The organism is Saccharopolyspora dendranthemae (genome assembly GCF_007829955.1).
GTDB classification, from domain to species: Bacteria; Actinomycetota; Actinomycetes; order Mycobacteriales; family Pseudonocardiaceae; genus Saccharopolyspora; species Saccharopolyspora dendranthemae.
In genome coordinates this window covers 314,208-329,212 of the sequence record NZ_VIWX01000002.1, presented here as the reverse complement: position 1 = coordinate 329,212, position 15,005 = coordinate 314,208, and the positions used below count along the sequence as shown (strand labels likewise).

General features: G+C 70.0%; 11 protein-coding genes. 1 reads left to right on the top strand and 10 read right to left on the bottom strand.

Features of this window, described 5'->3' with window-relative positions:
- Nucleotides 1-2 precede the first annotated feature (2 nt).
- The gene (locus tag FHU35_RS10440; protein ID WP_145738304.1) at nt 3-2,282 is read right to left on the bottom strand and encodes an ATP-binding protein; all 2,280 of its coding nucleotides are present in this window, start codon (nt 2,280-2,282) and stop codon (nt 3-5) included.
- 452 nt (nt 2,283-2,734) lie between these two features.
- Here FHU35_RS10440 and FHU35_RS10435 point away from each other — a divergent pair, with 452 nt between their 5' ends.
- On the top strand, nt 2,735-4,972 hold the full coding sequence (locus FHU35_RS10435; RefSeq protein WP_246110221.1) for a GH92 family glycosyl hydrolase: 2,238 nt from the start codon (nt 2,735-2,737) through the stop codon (nt 4,970-4,972).
- Nucleotides 4,973-4,987: 15 nt separating this feature from the next.
- On the opposite strand, the gene FHU35_RS10430 is transcribed toward FHU35_RS10435, so the two are convergent.
- The 9 genes from FHU35_RS10430 to FHU35_RS10390 all read right to left on the bottom strand — a co-directional run bounded on the left by FHU35_RS10430 (nt 4,988) and on the right by FHU35_RS10390 (nt 14,742).
- Nucleotides 4,988-6,217 carry a PucR family transcriptional regulator gene (locus FHU35_RS10430; protein WP_145738303.1) on the bottom strand — a complete coding sequence of 410 codons (1,230 nt, stop codon included), beginning with the start codon at nt 6,215-6,217 and terminating at the stop codon, nt 4,988-4,990.
- A 95-nt stretch (nt 6,218-6,312) separates the two neighbouring features.
- Nucleotides 6,313-7,428 (bottom strand): MlaD family protein, encoded by a 1,116-nt coding sequence (locus FHU35_RS10425; RefSeq protein ID WP_145738302.1) that lies wholly within the window; start codon nt 7,426-7,428, stop codon nt 6,313-6,315.
- Complete coding sequence (locus FHU35_RS10420; RefSeq protein WP_145738301.1) at nt 7,425-8,558, bottom strand: MCE family protein; 1,134 nt, start codon at nt 8,556-8,558, stop codon at nt 7,425-7,427. The genes FHU35_RS10425 and FHU35_RS10420 overlap by 4 nt, the downstream gene beginning before the upstream one ends.
- Nucleotides 8,558-9,742 (bottom strand): MCE family protein, encoded by a 1,185-nt coding sequence (locus FHU35_RS10415; RefSeq protein WP_145738300.1) that lies wholly within the window; start codon nt 9,740-9,742, stop codon nt 8,558-8,560. The genes FHU35_RS10420 and FHU35_RS10415 overlap by 1 nt, the downstream gene beginning before the upstream one ends.
- Nucleotides 9,739-10,767 carry an MCE family protein gene (locus FHU35_RS10410; protein ID WP_425474136.1) on the bottom strand — a complete coding sequence of 343 codons (1,029 nt, stop codon included), beginning with the start codon at nt 10,765-10,767 and terminating at the stop codon, nt 9,739-9,741. Before FHU35_RS10410 ends, FHU35_RS10415 begins: the two co-directional genes overlap by 4 nt.
- A complete protein-coding gene (locus tag FHU35_RS10405; RefSeq protein WP_145738298.1) occupies nt 10,767-11,795 on the bottom strand; it encodes an MCE family protein in 1,029 nt (342 codons plus the stop codon). The genes FHU35_RS10410 and FHU35_RS10405 overlap by 1 nt, the downstream gene beginning before the upstream one ends.
- On the bottom strand, nt 11,792-13,114 hold the full coding sequence (locus tag FHU35_RS10400; protein ID WP_145738297.1) for an MCE family protein: 1,323 nt from the start codon (nt 13,112-13,114) through the stop codon (nt 11,792-11,794). The genes FHU35_RS10405 and FHU35_RS10400 overlap by 4 nt, the downstream gene beginning before the upstream one ends.
- Nucleotides 13,111-13,950, bottom strand: coding sequence for an MlaE family ABC transporter permease (locus FHU35_RS10395; RefSeq protein WP_246110220.1), 840 nt, complete (start codon nt 13,948-13,950; stop codon nt 13,111-13,113). The genes FHU35_RS10400 and FHU35_RS10395 overlap by 4 nt, the downstream gene beginning before the upstream one ends.
- Before the next feature lie 3 nt (nt 13,951-13,953).
- Complete coding sequence (locus FHU35_RS10390; RefSeq protein WP_145738296.1) at nt 13,954-14,742, bottom strand: MlaE family ABC transporter permease; 789 nt, start codon at nt 14,740-14,742, stop codon at nt 13,954-13,956.
- Nucleotides 14,743-15,005: the final 263 nt, after the last annotated feature.

Genomic DNA, 15,005 nt, shown 5'->3' with positions numbered 1-15,005 from the left:
GTTCACCCCTCACCTGTGTCGCTACCGTGGTTCTGGCGTCCGGAGACGAAGCCCATGGCTCCGCCGCCGCCCGCGTTGCGCCGAGTCCCGGCGTCCTCGTCGGCCGCACCGGAACCCTGTGCCTTCTTCTCCTCGTCGAGAGCTCTGCCGACCGGCGAAGCACCCTTGCGCCGCATGGGCAGCCCGACGGGCGAAGTCTCCAGCGGCTGCTCCTGCTCAGCCGGTTCGACTCGCGGCCTCTTCGGTTCCGGGCGGGCCGGGGCGCGGGTCTCCACCGGGTCGGCGAGCAGCGCCGTCGCACCGGACAGCGTTCCCCGTGCGCTGGAAATCGGTGCCGGGGCGGGCTTTTCGACCTCGACCTCACGCACCAGTTCGGCGGGGATGGCCACCTCGGCGCGGATGCCGCCGGACTCGCCTGCCGCCAGCCGGACCTGGATGCTCCACTGCTGGGTGATCCTGGCGACCACCGGGAGGCCCAGCTGCATGTGGCGCTGCACGTTGCCGAGGGCGAAGTCGCTGTCGGTGGCCAGGATCTCGTTCGCCTCGCCAAGCCTCTCCGAGGGCATGCCCAGGCCGCGGTCCTCGATGACGACCACGAGGGATCCGCCGAGCTCCTCGGTCCAGACCCGGGCCTTGCCCTGCGGGGAGCTGTAGTTGGCGGCGTTGTCCATGAGCTCCGCGAGCACGCGGATCAGGTACGGCGCGGCCTGTCCGTCGACGGCCACCGCACCCGGCTGGCGGGTGTGGATCCGGCCGTAGTGCTCGATCTCGGCTCGCGCCGATTCGAGGATGACCTCCATCGACGTCGGACCGCGGTGGTACCGGGCGAGGCGGTTGCCGGAGAGCAGCCGCAGGTTCTCCGCGAGCCGGCGGGCGCGCAGCAGGAGGCTGTCGAGGACCAGCAGCGCGCGGTAGCGGGGTGCGGCCTCGCCGGCTTCGCGCTCCTCGGTGTCGACGATCTGCATGGCGTTCTGCACGATCTGCTGCACGCGGGCGGCCATGCCGACCACGACGCGGGTGAACGCATCGCTCGTCCGCTTCTGCTTGATCCGCTCCTGCACCGCGACCTGGTACGCGTCGGCGAAAGCGTCCGCCACGTCGCCGATCTCGTCCTTGCCGAAGTCCAGGGAGCGCAGCGGCGTGGAGACGTCGACCTCTTCTCCCCGCTCCACCTTCCGGAACAGCTCGGGCACGTCCTCGTCGGCCACCTTGCGCACGGCGTCGCGGAGCTCGACCAGTCGTTGCGGCACGAGGGCGACCAGCTGGCGACCGGCGAACCACCACATCAGCACGGCGGCACCGGCGGTGGCGATCAGCACCAGGCCGGCGAACAGCGTGGTCCGCAGCAGGGCGGCATTGCCGTTGGCCAGTCCGAGGTCCGAGCCGTAGCGGGCTTGGACCACGGCGAGCTCGGTGATCTGCCCGCCGACCTCGTCGCTGATCTCGTGCCACTGCTGCGTGGTCACGCCCTGCGCCTGACCGCGCGTGATCAGCTGCTGCTCGACGGCCTGCAGCTGGCCCCAGCTCGCGGAGCGGGTCAGTTCCTGGTAGCTCTGCTGGACCTGCGGCGCCGAGTGCGGGATCTGCTCTTCGAGCTCGTCGCGGTAGGAACCGACCAGCATCGCGAACTCGACCTGCTCGTCCGGGCTCATCCGGGCTTCCACACCTCGGTCGGCCAGCACCGAGGTGCGCGCCATCTGGTCGCCGGAGCGGAAGATCTCGGTCGCGCTGATGCCTGCGTGCCCGGCCGGGGCGTCCTCGACCGCGCGGGCCTGACCGCCGAACAGGTCGGCACCGGCGTCCAGGACCTCGTTGTAGCGCTGGAGGGTCGCCGTCTTGCGGGCCGGGTCCAAGGGGAACGTGGGCCGGGATTCCGGGAGCTGGCCGATCAGGACGTTGACCTTGTCGATCTTGGCCTTGAGGTCCGGGGGCGTCGCGGAGTTGCCGGACAGCTCGGTCAGCTTGCCGGAGAGCTCACCGATGGTCTGGTCCGTGGCGGCGTAGCGCTGACCGAGGGCGTCGGGAGCGCCTTCCCCGGAGAAGGCGCGGGCGACGAGCTGGCGTTCGGACTGCACCGCGGTGAAGGTCCGCACCGCCGGGATGGAGGTGTCCTGCACGGTGAGCGCGACCGTGCGCACGATGAGCCCGTCGACGAAGGCCGGCGCGAAGCCGGCGAGCACGACCACGAAGAACAGCACGACGATGGTGATCAGAATGTTCCTGATCCTGCGCCGGAGGCTCGTCCTGTCCGGCTCGCGCGTTCTGTTCCTGGTTAACTTCACGCCGACCGCGCTCCTTCGGTTGTGCTCAGGCGAGACAGGCCCCGGCCCCCCGGGAAGCCTTGACGCGGAATGTGCGGAGCGCGAGCCCCGCTGGGAGTCCACGACATCGGGCAACTCCAACCGAAGTGAGCAGCCGCGCAGCCGCTGCCAGTTCGATGATCATCCGCGCTTGGCCGGGACAGTACCAGCACGGTTCTCGCGGATGATCACCGATCCGAATTGGCGCTCTCCTCCGGCCGAGATGAACGGCGGAACCCGATTTCGGTTACATTCCTCTTTCGATCACCGCACAGATCTTCCGCAAAGCGCGTCAGCGCGAACCGCATTCACGGGGAACGGATTCACCCGGGGTTGTCCGGTTGTCATTTTCGCCCGATATTGCACGGTCTCGGACCCCTCGCTACGTTGAGAAGATCCTGGTCTGGACAACGTTGTCAATCGGGAGGTCTTCCTTGCGACGCCTGCACGACGTCAAGACGGTTCGACGCTCCACCGCTCCCAGACGGCTCGCGGCACTGATCATCGCGGCCGCGACAGCACTGGCCATCCCCTCGGCGATCACTCCCCGCGCCGACGCGGCGCCGCGGATCGACGATCCGGCGCAGTACGTCAACCCGTTCGTCGGCACCAAGCCGGGTGGCCCGGACTTCGGCCACGGCGGCGGGGCGGGCAACACCTTCCCCGGCGCGGTGGCGCCCTTCGGGATGATGCAGTTCAGCCCGGACACCGCCACCTACCAGCACGGCGGCTACTCCTACGACGACAACCGCATTCGCGGGTTCAGCCTCACCCACCTCTCCGGCGCAGGTTGCGGCGATTTCGGCAACATCCCGTTCATGCCCGTGCTCGGCGATTCGCCGGTGAGCGACTACTCGTTCTCGCACGACAACGAGTCGGCCTCCCCCGGCGCCTACGACGTCACCTTCGACAACGGGTTGCGCACGGAGCTGACGGCGACGCAACGCTCCGGGCTCGCGCGATTCACCTACCCGCAGGGCCAGCAGGCCGCGCTGTCGGTGGACGCCGGGAAGGCGTTCAACGACGCGAGCGGTTCGGTGACCGTCGGGACCAACACCATCAGCGGTCACAGCGACAGCGGCGGCTTCTGCGGCGCCGGCAACTCCTACCGCGTCTACTTCCACGCGACCTTCGACCGCGACTTCACCTCCCAGGAGGTCAACGGAGGTCAGACGCTGGTCAAGTTCGACAGCGCAGCGCCTGAGGTGGTGGCGCGGATCGGGATCTCCTTCGTCAGCGAGGACAACGCCAAGGCCAACGCCGAAACCGAGCAGGCCGCACGTGGTTTCGACGAGATCCGGGACGGATCCCGAGCGGCGTGGAACGACGTGCTCGGACGCATCGACGTCGGCGGCGGGAGCGACGAGGACCGGCGGCGCCTCTACACCGGCCTCTACCACTCCCTGCTGCACCCCAACGTCTTCAGCGACGTCAACGGGCAGTACACCGGCTTCGACGGCCAGGTGCACACCGCGGCCGAAGGACACGCCCAGTACGCCAACTACTCCGGTTGGGACGTCTACCGGTCGCAGCTGCCGCTGGTGGCGCTGATCGCACCGGACATCGCCTCGGACATCGCGCAGTCCGCGGTGAACCAGTCCGCCCAGGGCGGCTACTTCGACCGCTGGACGGTCGCCAACGGCGGCACCGGGGTGATGGTCGGCGATCCGCTGCCGATCATGGTGGCGAGCGCTCATGCCTTCGGCGCCACCGATTTCGACACCGCGGCGGCGCTGCGCGAGATGAGAGAAGGGGCCACCAACACCGACGAGCGGCCCGGCCACGAGGAGTACGACTCGCTGGGCTACGTCCCGCCGGGCGTGCAGGACGTGTGGGGCTCGGCGGCGACGTCGCTGGAGTACAACAGCGCGGACTTCGCGATAGCGCAGTTCGCCGCCCGCCTCGGCGACACCGCGGTGCACGACGAGTTCCTGAACCGGGCGCAGAACTTCAAGAACCTGTTCAACCCGGACAACTCCTACCTCCAGCCGCGCAACGCCGACGGTTCCTGGCCGTCGTTCGACCCGGTGCAGACCGAGGAGTACACCGAGGGCAACGGCGCCCAGTACACCTGGATGGTCCCGTTCAACCACCGGGCGCTGTTCGACCTGATGGGCGGCAACGAGGCGGCCACCGCCCGGTTGGACGAGTTCTTCACCGAGCTCAACGGCGGCCCGGACAAGCCCTACGCCTACTTGGGCAACGAGCCGTCGCTGAACACGCCGTGGGCCTACGCCTACGCGGGCAGGCCGGACAGGACCCAGGACGTGGTCCGGCAGGCGCTGACATCGTTGTTCAAGTCCACACCGGACGGCGAGGTCGGCAACGACGACCTGGGGCAGATGTCGTCCTGGTCGGTGTGGGCCTCGATCGGCATGTACCCGCAGGCTCCGGGACGGTCGGAACTGGTGCTGGCCAGCCCGATCTTCTCCTCGGTGAGCATCGACCGCGGCAACGGCACGACGATCACCCTCAACGCCCCGGACGCCTCGGAGGACGCCAGGTACGTCCACGCCCTCCAGGTCAACGGAACCGACAGCACCAGGCCGTGGGTGGGCGAGGACTTCGTCGCGGCGGGCGGCGCGCTCGACTTCACCCTGAGCGACCAGCCCGATCCCGCGTGGGGGAGCTCCCCGCAGGACGCGCCGCCGTCCTACGACGTGCCGGGCTGATCGCCAGATCTGGCGTCAGGCGTCGGCGCCGCGCCACCGCAGCACTTCCAGCGCGGCGCCGACGCCGACGACGTCCTCCGCCACCGGGCGCGGCAGCAGCTCGTCCGCCCGCGCCAGCCTGCGCAGCACGGTGTTGCGGTGGGTGTAGAGGGTTTCGGCGGTGCGGGAGGCGTTGCACTGCGCGCGGATGTAGGTGCGCACCACCCGGCGCACCTCCGGGTCGGCGTCCCGCAGCGCCCCGAGCACTTCGGCGACGAACTCGTCGGCGTGCGCGGGGTCGGCCGTCATCAGCGCCACCAGCTGAACGTCCTCGTAGCGGGCGACCTGGCGGCACGAGCTGAGCCGGGCCAGCATCCGCTGGACCGTCAGCGCGTCGATGTGGCTCCGGCGGAAACCGTCCACGTCCCTGCCCGGGCGACCGATCGACACCCGCACGTGCGAGTGGGAGCTCAGCTCGGCGGACAGCCTCTCGATGTCCGCCGTGGTCCCCACCGGCAGCCAGATCCACAGGGTCCCGGCAGTGGCCACCACGGTCAGCCGGCGGCGGGCGCCGGTGAGTCGGACGAGCTCTTCCGCGACGGACTCCAGTTCGTCCAGGCCGGCGTGGGCGGTGCTCCACACCACGGCGGCCGTGTGCGGGCCGGTCAGCCCGTACCCGAGCTTGAGCTCGGCGCGGTTCGCGCTGATCGGGGACCCCTCGAGGATGAGCGTGACCGCCGCGCGGCGGTCGGCGTTCGTGCCGCGCAGGAGCGTGTCGAGCTCGTCCTGCATCCGCTCGCTGATACCTGTGATGGTGTCGTTGACGTAGGTGGAGATCGACAGCGCGGTGACGTCGAGGAGTTCGCGCAGCTCGTCCGGATCGGAGGTCAGCGAGAAGCAGATCTCCATCCAGAACCGCCAGGCGACGTTCTGCCCGGCCCGGTAGGTGTCGAGCGCGTGGGCGTCCAAACCGCGCCGGACCAGGTCGCGCGCGGTGTCGAGGGCTTGGGTGCCGAGGTGCGGCGGAACGCGGCAGCCGGGTTCCTGGACGTTGGCCGCGGCCCAGTGCAGGACGTTGTCCACGTTGGTCTGCCGCAGCCCGTCGGCCAGCACGGGGTCGGCGGCGATGGCCTGCGTCCGGTCGGCGTCCAGCACCGCGGCGTGCAGCTCCTCCGCCCACGCCGCGGGCGGTCTCAACGCCTTCTCCGCCCCGGTCCGGATCAACTCCCGGACCCGAGCGGTCGGACAGGGCCACGACCGAGTCACGGGGGCACTATGCCCCAGACCAACCGATTCGCGGAAGTCCCCGTCGCGGTGCGGTTTTGGCTGGAATACCGCATGATCAACCTCCGCTTTCCCGATCAGTTCGGACCGGGATCTCCCGCTCGTGCCGAACCTCGCACGTTGGTGGGGCTGCCGGGAGGTTCCGCGCAGTGCGCCCCACCGTTCGCCGGGGCCTCGGTGAGGTCGTTGCCCGGGCGCTGGTGCGTGCTCTCGTAACCGCGCGTGCAGACGAACGGGTCGAAGCTCTGCAGAACCAGGCCGAAGCGGGCCCGGCCGTCGCCGGGGACCGTGGTCTTGGTGCCCTGCGCCAAGCTCGGGTAGGTGACCAGCAGCTGCTCCACCCCGTCGAGCCGGGTGCGGTAGACCTCGGCGGTGGTCAGCAGGTTCGCAAACAGCTCGCCCAGTTGCGGCCCTGATTCCCGCAGCAAGGCGCTGACCTGCTCGGCTGCGTCGGGTGCCGCACCGATCACCCGGCGAAAGTCGGGGTCGGAGGCCCGCAGCTGACCGGCGAAGAGGTGCAGGTCGTGGCTGAAGGACGCGATCTCGGCGCCGTGCTCCCGCTGGGTCTCCAGCACCGTCCGGCCGCTGGTGATCAGGTCCAGCGTCTGCGGCAGGTGATCGGTGGCGTGCCGGGTGTAGGCGTGGGAGTCGTTCAGCAGTGCGCCGAGCGGCCCGTTGAGACCGGTGAAGGCCAGGTCCAGCTCGGCCACCACGGTCTGCAGCGAGCCGATCGGGATGCTGCTGATCGTGCGGTCCATGTTGGCCAGCAGGTCCTCCGGTGGCACCGGGATGGACGTGCGGTCGCTGCTGATCACAGAGCCCTCGCCCAGGTGCGGGCCGCCGTCGGATCTCGGCCGGAGATCGACGTACTGCTCACCCACCGCCGACCGGTTGGTGACCACCGCGTCGGTATCGGCCGGGACCTTCGGCGCGTCGTCCTCGATCTCCAGCGACACGTCGATGCCCTCGGGCGTCAGGCGTAGCGGCCCGACCCGGCCGATCGGCAGTCCCCGGTAGGTGACCTCGGCGTTGGTGAAGATGCCGCCGGAGTCCCGGAACCGGGCGATGGCGGTGTAGCCGCGCGAGGACACCAGCCGGTCCAGCCCGGCGTAGGTGGCACCGACGTAGGTGATGCCGACCAGCGCGATCAGCACGAACGCGCCGATCTGCACCTTGACCCGCTTCGAGATCATCGGGCACCTCCGAGCACCGCGTCGAACGGCCCGCCCGGCCTCGGTGGCGGCGGCGCTCCCGGCGCGGGCGTGGCGGGAGCAGGGAGCGGCAGGGGCGGCTCGCCGGGCCCGATGCCGCCGGTGGGCGGCGGACGTCCCTGCAGCACGTTGTCGACGACGGTGCTCAGGTCGAGGTCCAGTTGCAGGTCGAGGTTGGTGTAGTCGCCCTTGATCGCGTTCGCCGTGTAGTCGGTGAAGGGGAAGGTGACCAGGATTTCCAGCGACTTGGGGATGTCCTCACCCGCCGCCGCGAGCTGTCGCAGGACGGGGCTCAGCGAGCGCAGGTTGGCCAGGGTGTCCTGCTTACTGCGCTCCGTCGTCTCGACGGCGATCTCGGAGAGCCGGTCCATCTGCTGGAGCATGGCCACCAGCTGCCCGCGCTGCTCGTTGATGACCTTCAGGCCCGGGCCGAGGTTGTCCAGCGCGAAGACGATGTTCTGCTTCTGCCCGACCAGCGAGGCGGCGAGCCGGTTGAGGCCGTCGATGGCGCGGGTGATCTCGTCGCGCTGGCCGTCGAGTTCCCGGGTGAAGACCTCCAGGTTCCGGTGCAGCGAGCGGATGTCGGCCTCGTTGCCGGACAGGGCCGCGCCGAGTTCCTGGTTGATCTGCTGGAGCTGCCCGATGCCACCGCCGTTGAGCAGCATCGACAGCGCACCCAGCACCTCCTCGACCTGCGGGTGCCGATTCGTGCGGGACAACGGGATGTGGTCGCCGTCGGACAGCAGCGCCGATCCGGGCGTCGTGGAACCGTCGAGCTGGACGTACTTCTCACCGAGCAGACTGGACTGGCGCAGCTGGGCGACTGCGCTCGCGGGCAGCCGCACGTCGCGGTTGATCTCCAGGGTGACCTCGGCGGTCCACCCGTCGGGGGCGAGCCGGATGCCGGAGACCCGGCCGACGGCGACGTCGTTGACCTTCACGCCCGCCTGCGGCACCAGGTCCAGCACGTCGGCGAGCTGCGCGGTCACCCGGTACGGGTCGTCGCCGAGGTCGGCACCGCCGGGCAGCGGCGCGTTGTACATGCCGGTGAACCCGTGCTGGCCGCATCCCGCGACCAGCAGGAAGCTCAGCAGCGCCAAGGCGATCCGCATCAACGACCCCCTCCCGGGTAGGGCGAACCGGTGTCGCGCATGGCGTCGACCAGCGGCAGCGGGATGTCCGGCGCGTTCCCGTGCTCCAGCGAGGACAGCGCCTCGGCCGGGGACGGCAGCGGGATCGCTCCGGTGACGACCGGTTCGATGCGGTTGCAGGCGTCGGCGAGCACGGGCGGCACGGGGCGGTCCGGGGGCGACTGCCGCAGCAGCTTGCAGACGATGACGATGGGTGGGTGGGTCAGCTCGTTGATGTTGCCCCGGGTCCGGGTGACCCCGGCCGACGCGTCGTAGGTGTTGGCGAGGTTCGACAGGCCCAGCGGTGCCAGGTCGGTGACCTCCTCCAGCGCTGCTCGCTGCTCGACGAGCACCTGCGTCACGGCCCGCAGGTGGTCCACGTTGGTCCGCAGGACGGCGCGGTTGTCGCGGATGAACCCGGCGGTGTCCGACAGCGCGGGACCGAGTTCCCGCAGCGCCGCACCGAGTTCGCCGCGTTCCGAGGCCAGGAATCCGGCGGTGTCGGCGAGCTGGCTGTTGAACCGGTGCACCTGCTGGTCGTTGTCGGCGAGCGTGCGGTTGAACAGCTGCAGGTCGTCGACGGTGGCGAAGAGGTCCTCCTTGGACCCCGACAGCGTGCTGGTGGCCTTGCCGAGTTGCCGCAGCATGTCGTTGAGCTGCGCACCGTGCCCGCCCAGGTTGGCGGCCTGCACGTCGAGGAAATCCGACAGCGCCCCGTCGCGGTTGGCACCGTCGGGGCCGAGCATCCGCATGGTGCGGTCGGTGTTGCGGTTGATCTCGTCGAGCTCCAGCGGCGTCGCGGTGCGCTCGCGCGGGATCACGGCCCCGTCGGCCAGCTCCGGCCCGCCTTCGTGGACGGGGGTGAACTGCACGTACCGGTCGCTGACCAAGCTCGGCGCCACCGCGACCGCCTTGGCCTCGGCGGGGATCGGCGTGCCGTCGTCGATGCGCATCTCGACCCGCACCTCGGTCCCCTCGGGAACGACCTCGGTCACCGAGCCGACCCGCATGCCCAGCACCCGCACGTCCGACCCGGGGAACAACCCGACAGTCGCGCCGAAGTAGGCGGTCACCGAGGTGCGCGCGGCGACCGCCACCGCCCACCAGGTCCCGCCGGTGACCAGCAGCGCCACCGCCATCGCGATCGCCACCACGCGTGCTCTCATCGCGGGCCTCCCGAACCGGCGCCGCCCTCGATCGGCGGCCGGCAGCCTTCCTCGTTGGACGTCACCGGGCCGGCTCCCAGCACGGGCGGGAACTGGCCGCACACGTAGCTGTCGAACCAGCGCCCGTTGCCGACGGTGTTGCTGAAGTAGCGCGCGAACGGCGCCAGGTTCTGCAGTCCCCTGCTGAGGTTGTCCTGGTTGCGGTGCAGCACCTCGGTGACCCGTTCCAGGGTGGCCAGCGCGGGCCGCAGCTGAGCGTGGTTGTCGGCGACGAGCCCGCGCAGCTGCTCGGAGAGCTGCCGGGTGCTGCGCAGCAGGGTGCTGATCGCTTCGCGGCGGAAGCGGATCTCCTCCATCAGCAGGTTCCCGTCCGCGAGCAGCTCGGCGAAGACCTCGTCGCGGTCGCCGAGAACCTGGCTGACCTCGCGGGTGTGGCCGAGCAGCTGCTTGAGCTGCGCGTCACGGCTGGAGATGACCTGCGAGAACGACGAGAGCCCCCGCAGCGCCTCGCCGATGTGCGCCGGGGTGCCGCGGAAGGTGTCGGCCATGGTCTGGAAGCTCTGCGCGAGGGCACCGGTGTCGACCTCCCCGGAGGTGCGACCGAGGTCCTGGAACGCCTCGGTGACGTCGTAGGGCGAGCGGGTGCGGTCGGCGGGGATCGAGGTCGACGACTCCTGCTCCCGCTCCCCCTGCGGATCCAGCGACAGGTACTTCTGGCCGAGCAGCGTCTTGATCTCGATCGAGGCGGTGGTGCGGTCGCCGACCCAGGCGTCGTCGACGCGGAAGGCGACCTCGACGTGCTTGCCGCGCAACGACATGTCGGTCACCCTGCCCGCCTTGACCCCGGCGATGCGGACCTCGTCGTCGGGTTTGAGCCCGGCCGCTTCGGTGAACTGCGCCCGGTAGGTGGTGCCGCCGACGACCGGCAGGTCCTCGAAGTAGAAGGCCAGCAGCGAGATCGCGGTGATCAGCACCAGCCCGACCACCCCGGCGGCGGCCGGATCGCGTCGTCTCAACCGCTCGATCATCGGCACCTCGCGGGCATCTGGTCGGGGGGCGTGGTCGGCAGCGGCACGGTCACGCCGAGGTCGGAGATGCGCACCTGCCCCGAGGTCCGGCACAGGAAGTAGTTGAACCACGAGCCGTAGCTGGCGGTGCGGTTGATCGTGTTCAGCTTGGTCGGCAGACCCGCGGCGAACCGCTCCACGAGCTCCCGGTGGCCGTCGAGGTTGCGCGCGAGCACGCCGAGGTGCTCGACGCTCTCGCGCAGCGGCTGCCTGCCTTCGGCCAGCAGCCCGGCGGTGGCGTCGTTGACCTGGCCGAGCCCTTCGACCGCGGAACCGATCTGGTCCCGGTCTGCCGCCAGGCCGGAGACGACCTGCTGGGTTTGGACCAGCACCTCGTCCAGCTGAGCGTTGCGGCTGCCGACCGCGCCCAGCACGTCGTTGAGGTTGGTGATGACCTCGCCGATCACCTGGTCCCGCGAGGCCAGGGTCTGGGTCAGCGATCCGATGTGGGCCAGCAGGCTCTGCACGGTGCCGCCTTCTCCTTGCAGGGTTTGGATGATGGCGTGCGAGAGCTTGTTGACGTCTTCGGGCGAGAGCGCCTGCAGCAGCGGTTTGAAACCGTTGAACAGCACCGTCAGGTTCAGCGCAGGCCGGGTGCGCTCGATCGGGATCGTCGCCCCCTCCGACAGCATCTCGCGAGTCCCCTCGCCCCTCTCGACGGAGACGTAGCGCTGGCCGATCAGGTTGCGGTACTTGATCGACGCGGTCGTCGTGGCGGGTAGCGAGCGGTCGCCGTAGAGCGCGAACTCCACGTGCGCCTGCCGCTTCTCGGCGATCTCGATCGACCGCACCTGGCCGACCTTCACCCCGGCGATGCGCACGTCGTCGCCCTCGTTGAGCCCGGTGACGTCGGTGAACCGAGCCGAATAACCCGTGGTGGGGCCGAAGCTCGTGTTGGCGATGGTGACGCCGAGCAACCCGGTCGCCAGCAGCGTTACCGCGACGAACACGACCAGCTTGGTCAGCGAGGGTCTGAGCGATCTCATCCCAGTTCCACCTCCGCTCCGCGGTACAAGGGGCCGACCAGCAACGTGCTCCAGTCCGGGACCTCGTCGGGCCGCAGCCGGGTCGCGGGCGAGAGCAGCGCTGCGATCAGGCGTCGTTCTGGTGGTGAGTGCTGCATCGAACCCGCGGGACCGGTGAACGAGCTCGGAGCGGTCGAGGCCGGTGGCGTGCGCTCCTCGCGCTGCGGCGGGTGCGTCGAACCGTCGCGCGGCGGCCCTCCGCCGGGCAGGTCGGCGGGCATCGGGACCTGGTCGTAGCAGCGAGGTCCGCGCCTGTCCTGCCAGCTCGGCTCGTCGTGCCCGGGCAGGTACTTGTCGCCGCCGTCGCTGATCTCCACCCGTAACCGGATCACGCCGGGTGTGTCGGTCCCCTTGCCCGCGACCTGGTCGAGCCTGGGCACCGAATCGGCGAGATCGTCGAACAGGCAGGGGTATTCGGGCGAGTAGCGCGCCAGCAGCCGCAGTTGCTCGCGGCTCGCGGCGTTGAGGCCGATGATGTTCTCCGCGTTGGCGCGCAGGAAACCGTCGAGATCGCCTGCCGCGGTCGTCACCGTGCGGTAGAGCCGATCGAGGCCCGCGCGGTTGTCGGCGACGGTCCGGTGGTTGACCGCCAGGTCGCGCAACGCATTCGTCAGCTCGGGCGTGGTGTCGGCGTAGAGGTGGGAGACGTCGGCCAACGCCTGGATGTTGCCCTTGAGCTCGGGCAGCACCGGGTTGAACTGCTCCAGGTAGCGGTTGGTGGCCACCAGCGTCTCTCCCAGCTGCTCGCCCCGGCCGTCCAGGGCCATCGAAACGGTGTTGAGCGTGGTGGCGAGCTTGTCCGGCCGGACCGCCCGCAGCACCGGCATCAGGTCGCTGAGCACCTTCTCCAGCTCGATCGAAGCATGGCTGCGGTCCTGCTCGATCACGTCGTCCTCGCGCAGCGACTCCCGCGACGGGACCGGCGGCAGGACGAGGCTGACGTAGCGCTCGCCGAAGAGGGTCTTCGGCAGCAGGCGCGCGGTGACCCCGGCGGGGATGAGGTGGGTCTTGTCGGGCTGCAGCGCCAGCTCCAGGTCGGCCCCGCTCGCGGTCGCGCTCACCCGGCGCACCTCGCCGACGACCAGGCCGCGCACCTTCACGTCGGAAGGCGGCAGCAGCTGGTTGCCGACCCGGTCGGTGCGCAGCAGCACGTTCACCGCCGGCGTGAAGACCTTCTGGTACGCAGCGACCGTCGAGGCCAGGAACAGCACGATCACGCTGATGAACACCGCGCCGACCACCCGGCGGCGCAACGTCTCGGCCCGCTCCCCCGGCCTCATCCGGCGATCCGCACGGTCGTGGTCGCGCCCCAGATCGCGAGGCTGAGGAAGAAGTCCAGGACGTTGAGCGAGATGATCGCGGTTCGCACCGCCCGGCCCACCGCGCTACCGACCCCGGCGGGCCCTCCGGCGGCCCGGAAACCGTAGTAGCAGTGCACCAGGACGATCATCAGGCTGAACAGCAGCACCTTCCCGAAGGAGAACAGCACGTCCTCCGGCGGCAGGAACAGGTGGAAGTAGTGGTCGTAGGTGCCCGCTGACTGGCCGTAGAAGTAGACGGTGATGACCCGCGAAGCCAGGTACGACGACATCAGCCCGATCACGTACAGCGGGATCACCGCACCGAGCCCGGCGAGCACGCGCGTGGTCACCAGGAACGGAACGCTGCGCACCGCCATGACTTCCAGCGCGTCGATCTCCTCCGAGATGCGCATCGCGCCCAGCTGCGCGGTGAACCCGCAACCCACCGTCGCCGACAGCGCCAGACCGGCCACCAGCGGCGCCACCTCGCGGGTGTTGAAGTAGGCGGAGACGAAACCGGTGAAGCTGGCCGTGCCGAGCTGGTTGAGCGCGGTGTAGCCCTGCATGCCGACGACGGTTCCGGTGAACAGGGTCATGCCCACCATGACCCCGATGGTGCCGCCGAGCACCGCCAGCGCCCCGCTGCCGAAGGTGACCTCCGCCAGCAGCCGCAGCACCTCCTTGGCGTAGCGGCGCAGCGTGCGCGGTGCCCACGCGATCGCCCGCAGGTAGAACATCGCCTGATCGCCGGAGGTGTCGAGCACCCTCAGCGGTCCGTTGAGGAGCCGCCGCGCGCGGCCGGTCGCCTGGGCCACGGCTCACATCCCCTTCGGCGGGACGAGCTGCAGGTAGATCGCGGTGAGCACCACGTTCACCAGGAACAGCAGCATGAACGAGATGACCACCGCCTGGTTCACCGCGTCCCCGACGCCCTTCGGTCCCGGCGCCGGGTTCAGCCCGCGGTGCGCGGCGACCACCCCGGCGATGAACCCGAAGATCACCGCCTTGATCTCGCCGATCCACAGGTCGGGCAGCTGCGCCAGGCCGTTGAAGCTGGCCATGTAGGCGCCGGGCGTGCCGCCCTGCATGATGACGTTGAAGAAGTACCCGCCGAGCACTCCCACGACGCTGACCACGCCGTTGAGGAGCGTGGCGACGAGCATGGCCGCGAGCACGCGCGGCACGACCAGCCGGTGGATCGGCGAGACGCCCAGGGTTTCCATCGCGGCGATCTCCTCGCGGATGGAGCGGGCGCCCAGGTCGGCGCAGATCGCCGAACCGCCCGCACCGGCGATGAGCAGCGCGGTGATCAGCGGGCTGGCCTGCTGGATGATGGCCAGCACGCTGGAGGCGCCGGTGAACGACTGGGCACCGATCTGCTTGGTCAGCGACCCGAGTTGGAGCGCGATGACCGCCCCGAACGGGATCGACACCAGTGCCGTGGGCACGATGGTCACGCTGGCGACGAACCAGGACTGCTGGATGAACTCGCGCCACTGGAACGGCCGGGCGAACACCGCCTTCGCGACGTCCACGGCGTGCAGGAACAGTCGGCCGGTCTCGCTGAGCGGACCGGAACCGGCCGGACTCGTCACTCCATCACCCATCGCGGCTCCCGCAGTTCTCGACAGGGAACCCAGGGTGATCAGCCGCACACCCGCCATCCAGGGGCACTCTGCCCAGCGATTCCCCCACTCCGGTGCACATCGCCCGTAACCCGCCGGCACCTCGCCGACGATGTGCGCCGGCACCTGCCGTGAGAACCGTTCTTCGCCAGTGCGTTTCACGGTCCCAAGTGGAGATTCACCGTCCACCTGCCGCTCCAGTCCCGTTTGACCCGCGTTGCGGGCGGGTACCCGCGGAGCGATGG

Excerpts from the sequence above, each read along its gene's own strand:
- FHU35_RS10415 (WP_145738300.1), bottom strand. The coding sequence starts at position 9,742 with ATGAGAGCACGCGTGGTGGCGATCGCGATGGCGGTGGCGCTGCTGGTC.
- FHU35_RS10390 (WP_145738296.1), bottom strand. The coding sequence starts at position 14,742 with ATGGGTGATGGAGTGACGAGTCCGGCCGGTTCCGGTCCGCTCAGCGAG.
- FHU35_RS10405 (WP_145738298.1), bottom strand. The coding sequence starts at position 11,795 with ATGAGATCGCTCAGACCCTCGCTGACCAAGCTGGTCGTGTTCGTCGCG.
- FHU35_RS10400 (WP_145738297.1), bottom strand. The coding sequence starts at position 13,114 with ATGAGGCCGGGGGAGCGGGCCGAGACGTTGCGCCGCCGGGTGGTCGGC.
- FHU35_RS10425 (WP_145738302.1), bottom strand. The coding sequence starts at position 7,428 with ATGATCTCGAAGCGGGTCAAGGTGCAGATCGGCGCGTTCGTGCTGATC.
- FHU35_RS10420 (WP_145738301.1), bottom strand. The coding sequence starts at position 8,558 with ATGCGGATCGCCTTGGCGCTGCTGAGCTTCCTGCTGGTCGCGGGATGC.